This is a genomic window from Actinoplanes sp. KI2, from assembly GCF_025630775.1.
Lineage (GTDB): Bacteria > Actinomycetota > Actinomycetes > Mycobacteriales > Micromonosporaceae > Actinoplanes.
Map to the genome: position 1 here is coordinate 64,400 of NZ_JAOSZE010000021.1, position 14,509 is coordinate 78,908.

Annotated in this window: 14 protein-coding genes; 5 read left to right on the forward strand and 9 right to left on the reverse strand. The window is 71.5% G+C overall.

Features of this window, described 5'->3' with window-relative positions; genetic code table 11:
- The first annotated feature begins 127 nt into the window (after positions 1-127).
- The 3 genes from ODJ79_RS22615 (at position 128) to ODJ79_RS22625 (ending at position 2,307) form a co-directional block, all read left to right on the forward strand.
- Positions 128-1,066: a dTDP-glucose 4,6-dehydratase gene (locus tag ODJ79_RS22615; RefSeq protein WP_263025534.1), complete on the forward strand. Its 939-nt coding sequence runs from the start codon at positions 128-130 to the stop codon at positions 1,064-1,066.
- A gap of 78 nt (positions 1,067-1,144) precedes the next feature.
- Positions 1,145-1,570: a hypothetical protein gene (locus ODJ79_RS22620; protein WP_263025535.1), complete on the forward strand. Its 426-nt coding sequence runs from the start codon at positions 1,145-1,147 to the stop codon at positions 1,568-1,570.
- On the forward strand, positions 1,474-2,307 hold the full coding sequence (locus tag ODJ79_RS22625) for a patatin-like phospholipase family protein (RefSeq protein WP_263025536.1): 834 nt from the start codon (positions 1,474-1,476) through the stop codon (positions 2,305-2,307). Before ODJ79_RS22620 ends, ODJ79_RS22625 begins: the two co-directional genes overlap by 97 nt.
- A gap of 114 nt (positions 2,308-2,421) precedes the next feature.
- On the opposite strand, the gene prcA is transcribed toward ODJ79_RS22625, so the two are convergent.
- The 6 genes from prcA to arc form a co-directional block, all read right to left on the reverse strand.
- Entirely contained in the window at positions 2,422-3,264 is an 843-nt protein-coding gene (prcA, locus tag ODJ79_RS22630; protein WP_263025537.1) for a proteasome subunit alpha, read from the reverse strand.
- A 47-nt stretch (positions 3,265-3,311) separates the two neighbouring features.
- Positions 3,312-4,151 carry a proteasome subunit beta gene (gene prcB / locus ODJ79_RS22635; protein ID WP_263025538.1) on the reverse strand — a complete coding sequence of 280 codons (840 nt, stop codon included), beginning with the start codon at positions 4,149-4,151 and terminating at the stop codon, positions 3,312-3,314.
- A gap of 300 nt (positions 4,152-4,451) precedes the next feature.
- Entirely contained in the window at positions 4,452-4,661 is a 210-nt protein-coding gene (locus tag ODJ79_RS22640) for a ubiquitin-like protein Pup (protein ID WP_263025539.1), read from the reverse strand.
- A 126-nt stretch (positions 4,662-4,787) separates the two neighbouring features.
- Positions 4,788-6,305, reverse strand: coding sequence for a depupylase/deamidase Dop (gene dop / locus ODJ79_RS22645; protein ID WP_411267359.1), 1,518 nt, complete (start codon positions 6,303-6,305; stop codon positions 4,788-4,790).
- A 44-nt stretch (positions 6,306-6,349) separates the two neighbouring features.
- Positions 6,350-7,645, reverse strand: coding sequence for an acyltransferase family protein (locus tag ODJ79_RS22650; protein WP_263025540.1), 1,296 nt, complete (start codon positions 7,643-7,645; stop codon positions 6,350-6,352).
- A 62-nt stretch (positions 7,646-7,707) separates the two neighbouring features.
- Positions 7,708-9,489 carry a proteasome ATPase gene (arc, locus tag ODJ79_RS22655; protein ID WP_263025541.1) on the reverse strand — a complete coding sequence of 594 codons (1,782 nt, stop codon included), beginning with the start codon at positions 9,487-9,489 and terminating at the stop codon, positions 7,708-7,710.
- A gap of 180 nt (positions 9,490-9,669) precedes the next feature.
- Here arc and ODJ79_RS22660 point away from each other — a divergent pair, with 180 nt between their 5' ends.
- Positions 9,670-9,957: a ferredoxin gene (locus ODJ79_RS22660; RefSeq protein ID WP_263025637.1), complete on the forward strand. Its 288-nt coding sequence runs from the start codon at positions 9,670-9,672 to the stop codon at positions 9,955-9,957.
- Positions 9,958-10,046: 89 nt separating this feature from the next.
- Here ODJ79_RS22660 and ODJ79_RS22665 read toward each other — a convergent pair whose 3' ends face one another.
- The 3 genes from ODJ79_RS22665 to ODJ79_RS22675 all read right to left on the reverse strand — a co-directional run bounded on the left by ODJ79_RS22665 (position 10,047) and on the right by ODJ79_RS22675 (position 13,005).
- Positions 10,047-10,637 carry a hypothetical protein gene (locus ODJ79_RS22665; RefSeq protein ID WP_263025542.1) on the reverse strand — a complete coding sequence of 197 codons (591 nt, stop codon included), beginning with the start codon at positions 10,635-10,637 and terminating at the stop codon, positions 10,047-10,049.
- A gap of 126 nt (positions 10,638-10,763) precedes the next feature.
- Entirely contained in the window at positions 10,764-11,819 is a 1,056-nt protein-coding gene (locus ODJ79_RS22670; protein WP_263025543.1) for a tRNA (adenine-N1)-methyltransferase, read from the reverse strand.
- A gap of 22 nt (positions 11,820-11,841) precedes the next feature.
- Positions 11,842-13,005 carry a site-2 protease family protein gene (locus ODJ79_RS22675; protein ID WP_411267360.1) on the reverse strand — a complete coding sequence of 388 codons (1,164 nt, stop codon included), beginning with the start codon at positions 13,003-13,005 and terminating at the stop codon, positions 11,842-11,844.
- Positions 13,006-13,080: 75 nt separating this feature from the next.
- Here ODJ79_RS22675 and ODJ79_RS22680 point away from each other — a divergent pair, with 75 nt between their 5' ends.
- Positions 13,081-14,184, forward strand: coding sequence for a RecB family exonuclease (locus ODJ79_RS22680; RefSeq protein ID WP_263025544.1), 1,104 nt, complete (start codon positions 13,081-13,083; stop codon positions 14,182-14,184).
- The last annotated feature ends 325 nt before the right edge of the window (positions 14,185-14,509 follow it).

The window sequence follows — 14,509 nt, forward strand, 5'->3', positions numbered from 1 at the left end:
GCCGCATCGGCCACCCATTGGCAGTCACCACTCGCGCATTCCCGGGCACTACCAGTCGCGGCCGGAACCGCCGCTGGTCACCGGATCGGGTGGCCGCCGCGATGGCCGCGGCTACACTCGCGGAGCGATGAGGCTCTTGGTCACCGGCGGCGCCGGGTTCATCGGCTCGCACTTCGTGCGAGCGGTCCTGGCCGACCGCCTGCCGGGCCTCGCGGGCGCGTCGATCACGGTCCTCGACAACCTTGCGTACGCCGGCAGCTTCGCCAACCTGGCGCCGGTGGCCGAGAGCGAACGCCTCGACTTCGTCCCCGCCGACATGGCCGACGACTCGGTCGCCGGCTACGCCATGCGCGGCCACGACGCGGTGATCCACTTCGCCGGCTCCCGGACCGGCCTCGACGTGCACGGCGCGCAGGTCCTCCTCGACGCCGCACTGACTTGCGAAATATCGCGCTTTATCCATATTTCTACCGGCGAGGTGTACGGGACGATCGACACCGGCGCCTGGACCGAGCGCTCGGCGGTGGCCCCGACGACGCCCCGCGCCGCGGCCAAGGCGGGCGCCGACCTGATGGCCCTCGCCTATCACCGCACCCACGGGCTGCCGGTCGTGGTGACCCGGGGCAGCGACAACTACGGGCCCTACCAGGACCCCGGGCGGACCGTTCCGGGGCTCGTGACGGCCCTGCTGGAGGGCAGGACGGCCCGGTTGCACGGCGACGGGACCCGGGTGCGCGACTGGCTGCACGTCGACGACCACTGCCGCGGCATCGCCCTGGCCCTGCTCGACGGCCGCCCCGGCGAGATCTACCACATCGGCGGCAGCGTCGAACTCGCCGACCGCGACCTGGCCGGCATGATCCTGGCCGAACTGGGCGCCGGCTGGGACGCGATCGAGCTGACCGGCAACGGCAAGGACCAGGACCACCGGCACGCCCTCGACGACGACAAGATCCGGCGCGAGCTGGGCTGGCGCCCCCGGGTCGAGTTCACGGCGGGCCTGTCCGCGACGATCCGCTGGTACCGCGCCAACCCGTCCTGGTGGCGCCCGTTGCTGCCCACCTGACCGGTGCCGCTCCCTTCGTGATCCGCGCAGAATGCCAGGGTCCGAGCGCAGAAGTCGGCAATATCATCATTTTGTGTGATGGGTCTGCTCTATGTGACCGGCCTGGTCGCCGGCCGCCCGCTCCCCTTCGGCGGCACCCTCGCCACCGCCTCCGTGCTCGCCATCGCCCTGGTCGCCGGTCCGTCCGGCGAGCCCCGATGGACCCGGTTGGTCCGCGTCGCCGGCCTGGCCGCGGTGACCGCCTGCGCCGCGATCGTGGACGCCCAGTACGGCGGCAACGGCTGGCCGGTCCACCCAACCCACTGGGCGGCGTCGCTCACCACGGCTCACGAGAGGCGTAGCTCGCCCGGCTCGCACACCTCGGCATGCTTTCCGGCCGGCGCCGACCGCGTGCTACCCATTGATCCATGGAGAACGCTCTCGTCCTCGGTGCCGGCGGGATCACCGGCATCGCCTGGCATCTCGGCGTGCTCACCGGCCTGCGGGCCGCGGGCGTGGATCTGACCGGCGCCGACCTCGTCGTGGGCACCTCGGCCGGCTCGGTCACCGGCGCCCTGCTCACGTCCGGTCTGGATCTCGACGAAGCCCGGTTGATGGAGGCGCGGCTCGGTGCCGGCGACCCGCCGATCGAGCCGGACTGGGAACGCGGTTCGGCGGCCTTCGCGGCGCTGACCGACGACTCGCTGGAGCCGGCGGCGATCCGGCGTACGGTCGGCCGGCTCGCCCTCGAGGCGAACGTGGTGGGCCAGGAGCGCTACGTGGCTTCGCTGACCCGGCGGCTCCCCCGGCACGACTGGCCGGAGCGGCCGTTCGTCATCGCGGCGGTGGACGCGGAGTCGGGTGACCCGGTGGCCTGGGACCGCGACTCGGGCGTCCCGCTCGACCTGGCGGTGGCGGCCAGTTGCGCGGTGCCGGCCGTCTTCCCGCCGGTGACCGTCGGCGGGCGGCGCTACATGGACGGCGGCGTGCGCTCGGGCACCAACGCCGACCTGGCCGCCGCCTGCGGGCGGATCGTGGTGCTGGCGCCGCTCGCCCCGATCCGGATGCACGGCGCCCCGGCGGCCGAGATCGAGGCGCTGCGGGAGGGGTCGAAGGTGGCCCTGGTCGCCCCCGACGAGGCCACCCTGACGGCGCTGGGCCCGAATGTCTTCGACGCCGGCCGCTGGGAGGCCGCGATCGAGGCCGGCATCGCCCAGGGCTCCGGCATCGCCGCCGAGGTCGCGGCCGTCTGGCAAAGCTGAACCCCGGCCATCTGAGACCGCCGAGCCGCGGCCGCCGAAAATCACCGAGGTGCGGCCGCCGGAGACCGCTGAGGCGTCGACGCTCGGGCCGCGCCTCAGCGGCGGAAGCAATACCTAGGAACCGTCGCCGTTCACCTCGTCGGCCGGATCGTCCGCGGTCTCGGGCTCGACCACCGGCGCCGCCGAGACGGTCGGCTTGTCCTCGCCCGGGTTGGGCGGGGCCGCGTCCACCTCGCCGAGGTCGGCCTCGGCCACGTCGGTGCTGCCGGCCAGCAGCTCGATGAGCGGCGCCCCGGCGATCCGCCGGAACGCGCGGCCCTTGCGCCGCCGGTCGAGCACCGCCACCTCGAGCTGCTTGGCGTCGAGCCGGCGGGTCTGGCCGTTCTCGCCGCCGACGCTGCCCAGCGCCTCGGCCGCCAGGGCGAGGGCGCTCTGCAGGTCGGCCGCGGTGTCGTGCCGCTCGCGCAGCACGTTGGAGATCGCCTCGGCCTGGCCGCCCATGGCCATGAAGCCGGGCTCGTCCATCACCGAACCGTCGTACGTGATCCGGTACAGCTCGTCGGCCTCCGGGGTGGCGCCGACCTGCGCGATGCAGATCTCCACCTCGTACGGCTTCTGCGTCTCCGAGAAGATCGCGCCGAGCGTCTGGGTGAACGCGTTGGCCATCCCCCGGCCGGTCACGTCCCGCCGGTCGAAGCTGTACCCGTTCAGATCCGCCATCCGGACACCCATCCGGCGCAGGTTCTCGAACTCGTTGTACCGGCCGACCGCCGCGAACCCGATCTTGTCGTAGATCTCGCTGATCTTCCGGAGGGTCGTGATGTTCTCGGCGACCAGCAGGATGCCGCCCTCGTAGGTGAGCACCACGGCGGAGCGGCCGCGGGCGATGCCCTTGCGGGCGTACTCGGAGCGGTCGCGCTGGACCTGCTCGGGTGATGCATAGAACTGCATGGCCACGGGTGGCTACTCCCTTTCGTCCCGGATTCAGCGTGGTTTAAAAGGGCTCAGCCGCCCGGGTTCTCCATGCGGCCGGCGACGACCGACTCGGCCACCGCCGTGATCTGCTCCTCGGTGAGCCGGTGGGTGCCCTGGGCGGTCGCCGTCATCACCACCGGATAGATCTTGCGGGTCACGTCGGGGCCGCCGGTCGCGGTGTCGTCGTCGGCCGCGTCGTACAGCGCCTCGACCGCCAGCCGGATCGCGTCCTCGGTGCTCACGCCCGGCCGGTACTTCTTCTTGAGCGCCGCCTTGGCGAACAGCGAGCCGGAGCCGATCGAGTCGTACCCGGTCTCCTCGTAGAGGCCGCCGGCCACGTCGAAGCTGAAGATGCGCCCGGCCCGCGACGAGTCGGCGGGCGACAGGTCGTAGCCGGCGAACAGCGGCACCACCGCGAGGCCCTGCATGGCCGCGCCGAGGTTGCCCCGCACCATGCCGGCCAGCCGGTTCGCCTTACCGTCGAGGGACAGCATGATGCCCTCGATCTTCTCGTAGTGCTCGAGCTCGACCTGGAACAGCCGCATCAGCTCGATGCCGATGCCGGCCGTGCCGGCGATGCCGATCAGCGAGTACGAGTCGGCGGGGTGCACCTTCTCGATGTCCCGGCTGGCGATGAGGTTGCCCATGGTGGCCCGGCGGTCGCCCGCCATGACCACGCCCTCGGCCGTCGCGATCGCCACGATGGTGGTGCCGTGCGGCGCGAGGTCGGCCGCCATCCCCGGCGGCAGCGGCCGGCGACCCGGCAGCAGCTCGGGGGACGCCTGGGTCAGGAACTGCGTGAAGGAGGACGTCCCCACGTTCATGAAGAGATCCGGCAGTCGCCCGGATGGATCAAAGTCCTTGGCCACGTGGTTCCTCTCAGATACGTGATCGCACCGGCGTCCACCCCCGGAGCGCCGCCGCAGTTGACGAACGATATCCCGCCCGCGCGACCGGTGCGATGATCGTGATCGACGTGTTCGCCGCAAGACGAAATGCGGCCCGCGCACGCCGGTCCACGGTCAGGACCAGCCTGCCTGACGCGGCGCGCGAGGGCCCGCAATTTGTGGTTGTTGCCCGGATTGTCCGCGTCCGGTCGATCCGAGCCGCCGACCGATTCGGCTGAGGGCGAAACCGCCTTGTCCGCTCCCTAGGAACGGACAAATGACTTACTGGCCGCCTTTTTGCACATAGCCCCGCACGAATTCCTCGGCGTTCTCCTCCAGGACGGAGTCGATCTCGTCGAGCAGGTCGTCGACGTCCTCGGTGATCTCGGCGTGGCGCTCGGCCACCTCCGGGTTGGCCTCGACGGTGACGTCCTCGACCTCTTCAGAGCTGCGGCTCTTCTGCGACTGGCCGCCGGTGTCTCGGGTTGCCATGGATGTCCCCCTTCTAGCCACCCGAAGTCGCACAACATCGGGTACCAAAAACCTACCTCGACCCTGCGACAAAAAGCCCCGCCGGGGCGGGGCCCCTTTCCAGGAAAAATCTTGCCCCGGTGCGTCTCAGCGCCCGGTGATGACCTCCAACAGGTCCTTGGCGCTCTCGCACTTGTCGAACAGCGCCCCGACGTGCTTCTTGGTCCCCCGCTCCGGCTCCATCATCGGCACCCGGACGAGCGACTCGCGCCCGACGTCGAAGATGACCGAGTCCCAGCTGGCGGCGACCACTTCGGACGCGTACTGCGCCAGGCACCGGCCGCGGAAGTACGCCCGGGTGTCGTCCGGCGGCTCGTACATGGCCCGGTGGGTGTCCTCGGAGTCCAGCAGCGTCTTCATCGAGCCGCGCGCCACCAGGCGGTGGTAGAGGCCCTTCTCCGGGCGTACGTCGGCGTACTGGAGGTCGACCAGCTGGAGCTTCGGCGAGGACCAGCCCAGGTTTTCCCGCTCCCGGTAGCCCTCGAGCAGCCGGAGCTTGGCGACCCAGTCGAGGGAGTCCGAGCAGAGCATCGGGTCGCGGCCGAGCTTGTCGAGCACGTCCTCCCAGCGGTCCAGCACGTCCAGCGTCTGGTCGTCGGCGTCGGCGCCGTACCGGTCCTCGACGAACGCCCGGGCCCGCTCGTAGTACGCCCACTGCAGGTCCAGGGCGGTGAGCCGGCGGCCGTCGCGCAACCGGATCAGGTGCTGCAGGGCCGGGTCGTGGCTGACCGACTTGAGCTCGCTGACCGGGTCGGCCACGCCCAGCTCGCCGGTGAACACCTTCTCCTCGATCATGGCGAGGACCAGCGAGGTGGTGCCCATCTTGAGATAGGACGCGATCTCCGACAGGTTCGCGTCCCCGATGATCACGTGGAGCCGGCGGTACTTGTCGGCGTCCGCGTGCGGCTCGTCCCGGGTGTTGATGATCGGCCGCTTCAGCGTCGTCTCGAGACCCACCTCGACCTCGAAGAAGTCGGCCCGGGAGGAGAGCTGGAAGCCGGCGCCCGAGCCGTCCTGCCCGATGCCGACCCGGCCCACGCCGCAGAACAGCTGCCGGGTGACGAAGAACGGGGTCAGGTGGGCCACGATGTCGGCGAACGGGGTCTGCCGGCGCATCAGGTAGTTCTCGTGCGACCCGTACGAGGCGCCCTTGTTGTCGGTGTTGTTCTTGTAGAGCTGGATGCGGTGGGCGCCGGGGATGGTCGCGGCGCGGCGCGAGGCCTCGGCCATGACCAGCTCGCCGGCCTTGTCCCACTTGACCACGTCGAGCGGGTTGGTGCACTCCGGAGTGCTGTACTCCGGGTGCGCGTGGTCCACGTAGAGGCGGGCGCCGTTGGTCAGTATCACGTTGGCCAGGCCCAGGTCCTCGTCGGCGAGGGCGTCCGCCGGGTCGTACGCGGCGCCGGAGTAGGTGAACCCCCGGGCGTCGCGCAGCGGCGACTCCTCCTCGTAGTCCCAGCGGGCCCGGCCACCCCGGTTGAGCTCGGGACGGGCGCCGTAGGCGTTCACCACCTGCGACGAGGTGACCATCGGGTTCGCGCCGGGCTGCCCGGGCACCGAAATGCCGTACTCGACCTCGGTACCCATGATCCGTCGAACGCTCATGCGACCACCATCCCGCCCGCCACGCTGCTGCTCATGCATCGAGCCTAGACGCTCTCGCGCTCGTTCTCGCCCTGCCCCGTGCTCGGCGCGGCACGCTGGGTGGCGAGAACGGCCGCCGGGACCGGGCGGGGCTCGAGCCGCGCGGTGAGCCGCCGGCCGAGCCGCTGCCCCGGCCGTTCCACCATCCGGTACGCGAGCCAGGCGACCACCAGGGCCACGACGAGGTATCCGACGCCGACCGCGGCCCGGAACGCCATCCCGTGCGTCCCGATATCCGGGACGACGTGCGGCAGCGCGAGCAGCACGATCACATGCAGCAGGTACAGGGAGTAGCTGATCCGGCCGAGCCAGGTGAACGCGGATGGCACAGTTCGGTTTCGCATGGCGTACGCGAACAGGAAGGTGACCGCGACCCCGCCGACGTTGGCCGACCAGAGCTGCAAGGCCGCGCCGGTGCCCAGGTGTGTCCAATGCGCACCGACCGCGCTCAGCGCGACGACCGTCAGCGCCGCGGCCGCCTCGCCGCGGCCGATCTGCCCGTGCTGCCAGCGGTAGACGACGGTCCCGGCGAACATGACGGCCAGCAGCAGCAGGCCCTGCCAGGAGGCGATCACGGTGCTCTCCCTGGCCGGGTGGGCGTTCACCGCGGGCAGCAGGACCAGCGCGATGCCGGCGACACCGGCCGCGGGCACGAGCCGATCCCTCAGGTACGCCAGGACGCTGAGCCCGACCAGCACCGCGAGCAGTGCGGCGGTGGTCCGGCGGGCGCCGAGGGTCGCGCCCAGCAGGTCGTCCGGCAGCCTCGCGCCGGCGAGCAGGGCGGTCAGCCCGAGGCCGGCCGCCCACCAGGCGCTGTGCCGGTGCAGCCGCCACACGAACAGCCCGGAGACGACCAGATAGAACGTCATCTCGTACGACAGGGTCCAGAACACCCGGACCGCGCCGCGGACGCCGACCAGGTCGGACATCATCGTCAGGTGCGCCAGCACCACGGTGGCCGGCTGGTGGCGCAGGCTGGAGATCCAGGCCAGCCAACCGGCCCAGCTCAGCAGCAGCACGAGCGCGATCGCGGCCAGGTAGGCCGGGTAGATGCGGCAGAGCCGGCCGATCCAGAACCGGCGCAGGCTGCCGTGCCGTTCCAGCGACATCGGGATGACGTAGCCGCTCACCAGGAAGAACAGCAGCACCCCGTACTTGCCGAGGTCGAAGTGCCGGTAGACGGCCAGGTGCCGCTCGCTGCCGAGGACCACCGGGCTCAGATGGAAGATCACCACGACCAGGGCGGCATAGCCGCGCAGGGCATCGAGCCACGCCAGGCGTACGGGAGAGCGGCTGGTCACGCCAGGTGCAACGAGAACGCGGGCGGAGGGTGACCCCCCGCCCGCGTTTGCGATCGATCTTTTTACAGGTACTGACCGGTGTTGGTCGCCGTCTCGATGGAGCGGCCGGCCTCCGCGCCCTTGCCGCCGGAGACGAGCGTACGGATGTAGACGATCCGCTCGCCCTTCTTGCCGGAGATGCGGGCCCAGTCGTCGGGGTTGGTCGTGTTCGGCAGGTCCTCGTTCTCCCGGAACTCGTCGACGCACGAGTCCAGCAGGTGCTGCAGGCGCAGCCCCTTGCGGCCGGAGGTGAGGAACTCCTTGATCGCCATCTTCTTGCCACGGTCCACGATGTTCTGGATCATCGCGCCGGAGTTGAAGTCCTTGAAGTACAGGACCTCCTTGTCACCGTTGGCGTAGGTGACCTCCAGGAAGCGGTTCTCCTCGGACTCGGTGTACATCCGCAGGACGACCGCCTCGATCATCGCGGCGACCGTGACGTCGGCGTTGCCGCCGTGCTCGGCGAGGTCGTCCTCGCTGAGCGGCAGGCCGGCCAGGATGTACTTGGCGAAGATGTCCTTCGCCGCCTCGGCGTCCGGGCGCTCGATCTTGATCTTCACGTCGAGCCGGCCGGGGCGCAGGATCGCCGGGTCGATCATGTCTTCCCGGTTCGAGGCGCCGATCACGATCACGTTCTCCAGGCCCTCAACGCCGTCGATCTCGCTGAGCAGCTGGGGGACGATCGTGTTCTCCACGTCGCTGGAGACGCCCGAGCCGCGGGTCCGGAAGATCGAGTCCATCTCGTCGAAGAACACGATCACCGGGGTGCCCTCGCCGGCCTTCTCCCGGGCCCGCTGGAAGACCAGGCGGATGTGCCGCTCGGTCTCACCGACGTACTTGTTCAGCAGTTCCGGGCCCTTGATGTTGAGGAAGTAGCTGGTGTGCTTCTCCTCGCCGCGGCGCTCGGCGATCTTCTTGGCCAGGGAGTTGGCCACCGCCTTGGCGATCAGGGTCTTGCCGCAGCCGGGCGGGCCGTAGAGCAGGATGCCCTTGGGCGGGCGCAGCTGGTGCTCCCGGAACAGGTCGGCGTGCAGGAAGGGCAGCTCCACCGCGTCGCGGATCTGCTCGATCTGGCTGTGCAGGCCGCCGATGTCGGTGTAGTCGACGTCGGGAACCTCCTCCAGGACGAGCTCCTCGACCTCGCTCTTCGGGATCCGCTCGTACGCGTACGCCGAGCGCGGCTCGATCATCAGCGAGTCGCCCGCCCGCAGCCGCGAGATGTCCAGCGAGTCGGCCAGGAAGACGATCCGCTCCTCGTCGGCGTGCGAGACGACCAGGGCGCGGTCGCCGACCTCGCCGTGCGGGCCGGCCAGCACCTCCTTGAGGAGCACGACCTCGCCGCTGCGCTCGAACCCGAACGCGTCGACCACGTTGAGCGCGTCGTTGAGCAGGACCTCCTGCCCGCGTTGCAGCTCTTCCACCTCGAGCGACGGCGAGACCGCCACCCGCAGCTTGCGGCCGCCGGTGAAGACGTCCACGGTGCCGTCCTCGTGTGCGGCCAGGAACACGCCGTAGCCGCTGGGCGGCTGGGCGAGCCGGTCAATCTCTTCCTTGAGAGTGACGATCTGGGCCCGGGCTTCCTTCAGGGTCGCCACGAGCCGGTCGTTGTTCTCGGTCACTCGGGCCAGCTGCGCCTGCGTTGCCGCGAGCCGTTCCTCGAGCTGCCGGACGTGTCGTGGGCTTTCGGTCAACTTCCGCCGAACCAGGGCCAGTTCCTCCTGGAGGAACGCGACCTGGCTGGAGAGATCGTTGGCCTCTTTCTCCCAACGTGCGGCGCGTGAATCCGCCTCGTCGCTACGTGCCACGTCCCACCTCCCCGGGGGCTCGAACGTCTTGCGATAACACTAGCTGCTGCGGGCCGGATTTCGACCGGTGCAACACCCTCGTCACCGAGTCTTGATCCATTAGGCCGATGGGCGCAAGTAGGTTGTCGGAGGCATCCGGTACGGTCGGCCGGGGCCAATTCCGGGAGGTTCGTGGTGACGATGCAGGCCGACTCCGACCAGTTACGGGTCTGGGTGGATCAGGACCTCTGCACCGGCGACGGGCTCTGCGTGCAGTACGCGCCCGAGGTCTTCGAGTTCGACATCGACGGCCTCGCGTACGTCAAGGATCAGGGCGGTGAGCTGCTGCGATCCCCCGGAGAGCGCACGGCGGTGCCGCCTCGTCTGCGGCTCGAGGTGATCGACGCGGCCAACGAGTGCCCCGGGGACTGCATCCACGTTCTGCGGGCGTCGGACGAGGTCGCGGTCGCCGGTCCGAACGCCGATTGACAACCCCTCTGCCGTACGCGTTTTCCGCGCGCCAGGCAATGCGAGCCGTCCCAAGTTGGCGGTAAATGTCACAAGGGCGAAACAGGGGTTTACAAAGTCGGCCGGCCCACCAAAGAGGCCACCACCCTGGAAAACTCCTCAAGTCGGGCAATCTGCCCGGGACCGCCGTCGTCCAGGGTCTTGCCGAAGCGCAGCGCGTCGTGCCGCATCGCCGACCGGCCCTCGCCCTCGTCCATGCCGGGCGGCGGCGCCGCGTCGTCGATCGAGCTCAGCAGCAGGTAGACGTCGATGCTGTCGACCCGGGCCTGGCCGTTGGGGGTGCGGGTGAGCCGGCGCCGGCAGCCCACCTCGGTGACCGTGGACAGCGGCACCACCCGCAGCGACGAGGTCATCGAGCCGACCGGGCCGTCGCCGGGCGCCACGTCCTCGCCGTGCCACAGCACCAGGCGGCTGCCGTCGCAGATCACGACCTCCTGCCAGACGCCGTTCACCTCGTTGACGAAGCGCTCCAGGGTGAAGCAGAGCACCGAGGCGCCGCGGAGCACGCCGAACAGCGCATCGAGGGCCACCTCGGGGTCGCGCAGGTAGGCCCGGGCGGCGGAGTCGAGGTCCTGGTACGGCGACCAGTCGGGGAACACCGCCGGCATCTCGTTGCTGCCACCGAACGGCGGAGAACTCATCGTGCCCACCCGATCCTCCCGTCCGACTCCCCGCCGCCACCCTTTGACCGGGCTGAAGGCTCTTCTGACTCAAAGGAAGCTACCCGACCGGACCGGGTCTGGTCACATCGCTCGGCCGGGTAAAGGTCATCGATCCGTTTCGCCCGTTTCCGGAGCGTTGACCGGTTCTGTCGTGGTCGTGTGGACCGGTTCCGAGGCGACCGCTTTGACCGGTTCCGTCGCGGTCGTGTCGACCGGTTCCGAGGCGGCCGCGTTGATCGGTTCGGGCGCGGCCGCGTTGATCGGTTCGGCCGCGGCCGCCGCCGTCGCTGCCTGGGCGGCTCGCCGCAGCGCGTACGCCTCGGCGCCCTTGCTCGGTTTCCGCCGCCGCGGCGGCGCCAGGACGCCCGGCGCGAGCTTGCGGGCCGAGACCAGGAACGCGGTGTGCGCGATCATCCGGTGGTCCGGCCGCACCGCGAGGCCCTCGGCGTGCCAGTCGCGGACCAGCGACTCCCAGGCCCGCGGCTCGGTCCAGCCGCCCCGCTCGCGCAGCGCCTCGACCAGCTCGGACAGCTGCGGGGTGGTCGCCACGTAGCCGATGAAGACGCCGCCCGGGACGATCGACCGCTCGACCATGTCGAGCGCCTCCCAGGGGGTCAGCATGTCCAGCACGATCCGGTCGAAGCCGGTCTCCCGGTTGTCCGCGACGTCGCCGACGTGCAGCGTCCAGGCCTTCTGCGGGCCGCCCAGGAACGCCTCCACGTTCTTGCGGGCGATCGCCGCGAAGTCCTCGCGCAGCTCGTACGAGTGCAGCTCGCCGTGGTCGCCCAGGGCCCGCAGCAGCGAGCAGGTCAGCGCGCCCGAGCCGACGCCGGCCTCCAGCACCCGGGCCCCCGGGAAGATGTCACCCATCGCGACGATCTGCGCCGCGTCCTTCGGGTAGATCACCTGGGCGCCGCGCGGCATGGACAGCACGTAGTCGCTCAGCAGCGGGCGCAGCGCCAGGTACGGGGTGCCGCCGGCCGAGGTCACCACGCTGCCCTCGGGCAGGCCGATCAGCTCGTCGTGCTCCAGGGCGCCCCGGTGCGTGTGGTACGCCTTGCCGGGCTCCAGCACGATCGTGTGCATCCGGCCCTTGGGGTCGGTGAGCTGGACGCGGTCGCCCGGCTGGAAGGCGCGGTCGGGGGCGGTCGAACTGGTCACTGAGCTTCTCTCCGGTCGAAATCTACGCTGATCGGTACGGTCGTCCGAGGCGGCGCGGCTCCAGCACCTCGGCGACGTCGCCGACCCGGAGCACACCCACCACGTCCTCGCCCGCGGTGACCACGTACTGCCCGGCCGGTTGGGCCTGCAGCGCGCGCACCACCTGCTCCCCGGTGAGCCCGAGCGGCAGCGCGGGCACCGCGTCGCGCGACCGGGACACGGTGTCCACGGCCACCCACGGGCGACGGTCGACCGGGACGCGCTCGGCGGCCACCGGGTCGACCAGTGCGGTGAGATTACCGGCCGAGTCGGCGACCGCCAGCACCACGTTCGGCCTCGGGTCCTCCGAGCGGCGGCGCTGCGCCTCGCCGAGCGGGGTGCCGGCCGGCACGGTCAGCAGCGGGCGGGCCAGCCGGGCCAGGTCGATCATCGGGAAGCGGCGGGTCATCCGGGCCAGCCGGATCGACTGCCCGGCGCCCTGCCACAGGGTGAACACCACCAGCACCACGAACAGCAGCCCGAACAGGGTGAGCGTCTGCAGCCGGTACAGCCACAGCGCGACGACCATGCAGGCGACCGCGAGGATCCGGCCGGCCCAGGCGGCCGCCTCGGTGGCCAGGTTCCGGTTCTTGGTCAGCGCCCAGATCCCGGCCCGCAGCGCCCGGCCGCCGTCCAGCGGCAGCCCCGGCAGCACGTTGAAGACCGCGACCAGCACGTTGCTGGCGGCCAGCTGGAAGGCGATCTGCCCGGCCGGGGTCCGGTCGGGCAGCGCCACGGCCGCGGCGGTGGCCACCCCGCCGAGCACCAGCGACACGGCCGGGCCGGCCAGGCTGACCAGCGCGTCCACCCGCGGGGTGGGTGCGTCGCGGTCCATCTCGGTCCAGCCGCCGAGCAGTTCCAGGGTGATGCCGCGTACGCCGATGCCGAACCTGCGGGCGGTCAGCGCGTGGCCGAGCTCGTGCAGCAGCACCGAGCCGAGCAGGCAGGCCACGAAGCAGATGCCGAGCAGGTAGCCCCACGGCTCGGGGAGACGCAGCTCGGCCCGGACGTAGTTGCCGTAGACCGCCGTGACCAGCGCCGCGAGCGCCAGCATCGACCCGTTCACATAGATCGGGATGTCCAGCACGTGCCCCACCGGCCGTCCCGGCCGGCCGGGACCTCGGGGCCGCGGCATGCTCTGCTCCACGCCGACGATGCTACGGACCCGCCGCCGCGGGGTCGCCACGCCGTTTCGTCATACCCCTGCCCTAGCCTTTCTGGCATGACGGCACAGACGGTCTCCCCGCTGCCCACCACCGGCCCCTCGCTGTCGCCGTCGCGGGCGGCCGACTTCAAGACCTGCCCGTTGCTGTTCCGCTTCCGCACCATCGACAAGTTGCCCGAGCAGCCGTCCGCCGACCAGGTCCGCGGCACCCTGGTGCACGCGGTGCTGGAGCGCCTGTTCGACCTGCCCGCCGCCGAGCGCACACCGGCGGCCGCGGCCGCGCTGGTCGAGCCGTCCTGGGCCGCCCTGCTGGCGGCCGAGCCCGAGCTGGCCGGCATTTTCGCCGCCGCCACCGCCCCGCCGCCGCGCCGCGACCCCGCCGCCCTGCTCGCCGAGGCCGACGCCACCGGCCAGGTCCCCGGTCACGACCCCGCCGCGCTGCTCGCCGAGGCCGACCCCACCGGTCACGACCCCGCCGCGCTGCTCGCCGAGGCCGACCCCACCGGTCACGACCCCGCCACGTTGCTCGCCGAGGCCGACCCCACCGGCCAGGCGGCGCTGATCGAGGTGCCTGCGCCCGGCGAGACGGCCCGGCTGGCGGCGTTCCTGGGCAGCGCCACCGCCCTGCTCGACGGCTATTTCGCGGTGGAGGACCCGCGGCGCCTCGAGCCCGCCGAGCGCGAGGCGCTGGTCTCCACGACGGTCGACGACACCCTGCTGATCCGCGGCTACATCGACCGGCTCGACGTCTCCCCCGACGGCGACCTGCGCGTGGTCGACTACAAGACCGGCGGCGCGCCGCGCGAGGCGTTCGAGGGCCGGGCGCTGTTCCAGCTGAAGTTCTACGCGCTCGTCCTGTGGCGCACCCGGGGCGTGGTCCCCCGCGTGCTCCGCCTGCTCTACCTGAAGGACGCCGAGGTCTGCGACTACAGCCCCGACGCCGACGAGCTGGAACGCTTCGAGCGCACCCTGATCGCCCTCTCCGAGGCCATCGAGCGGGCGAAACGCGAGCAGGACTTCCGCCCCCGCCCCAGCCGGCTGTGCGGTTGGTGCAGCCACCAGGCGCACTGCCCGGAGTTCGGCGGCACACCCCCGCCCTTCCCGGCCGACGAGCCGGTCAGCATCGACCTCACCCCGGCCGACGACGACCGCCTGGGGTGATGCCTCCGAGGAGCCGCTCACAAACCAACGCCCCGCCACGCCCGACGGCCTCCCGCGGGCCCGCCACGCCCGACGCCCAACGGCCGCCCGCGGACCGGCAGGGCGCCGCCGCCACGCCGAGGGGCCCGCACAGGCCCGCAGCGTGGCAGGCCGGACGGACCGTCCACACGGCAACGCCCGCCATGCCTCACGCCCCACGGCCGCCCGCGGACCCGCAGGGCGCGCCCACCACGCCGAGGGGCCGCGTACCGGCCCGCAGCGCGCCAGGCTGGACCGTCCACACGGCAACGCCCACTACGCTCGGTGGGCCGGCGTGGACATCGCG

Coding starts and splice junctions, on each gene's coding strand:
- ODJ79_RS22615 (WP_263025534.1), top strand. CDS start 128: ATGAGGCTCTTGGTCACCGGCGGCGCCGGGTTCATCGGCTCGCACTTC.
- ODJ79_RS22620 (WP_263025535.1), top strand. CDS start 1,145: ATGGGTCTGCTCTATGTGACCGGCCTGGTCGCCGGCCGCCCGCTCCCC.
- ODJ79_RS22625 (WP_263025536.1), top strand. CDS start 1,474: ATGGAGAACGCTCTCGTCCTCGGTGCCGGCGGGATCACCGGCATCGCC.
- ODJ79_RS22640 (WP_263025539.1), bottom strand. CDS start 4,661: ATGGCAACCCGAGACACCGGCGGCCAGTCGCAGAAGAGCCGCAGCTCT.
- dop (WP_411267359.1), bottom strand. CDS start 6,305: ATGAGCGTTCGACGGATCATGGGTACCGAGGTCGAGTACGGCATTTCG.
- ODJ79_RS22660 (WP_263025637.1), top strand. CDS start 9,670: ATGCAGGCCGACTCCGACCAGTTACGGGTCTGGGTGGATCAGGACCTC.
- ODJ79_RS22665 (WP_263025542.1), bottom strand. CDS start 10,637: ATGAGTTCTCCGCCGTTCGGTGGCAGCAACGAGATGCCGGCGGTGTTC.
- ODJ79_RS22680 (WP_263025544.1), top strand. CDS start 13,081: ATGACGGCACAGACGGTCTCCCCGCTGCCCACCACCGGCCCCTCGCTG.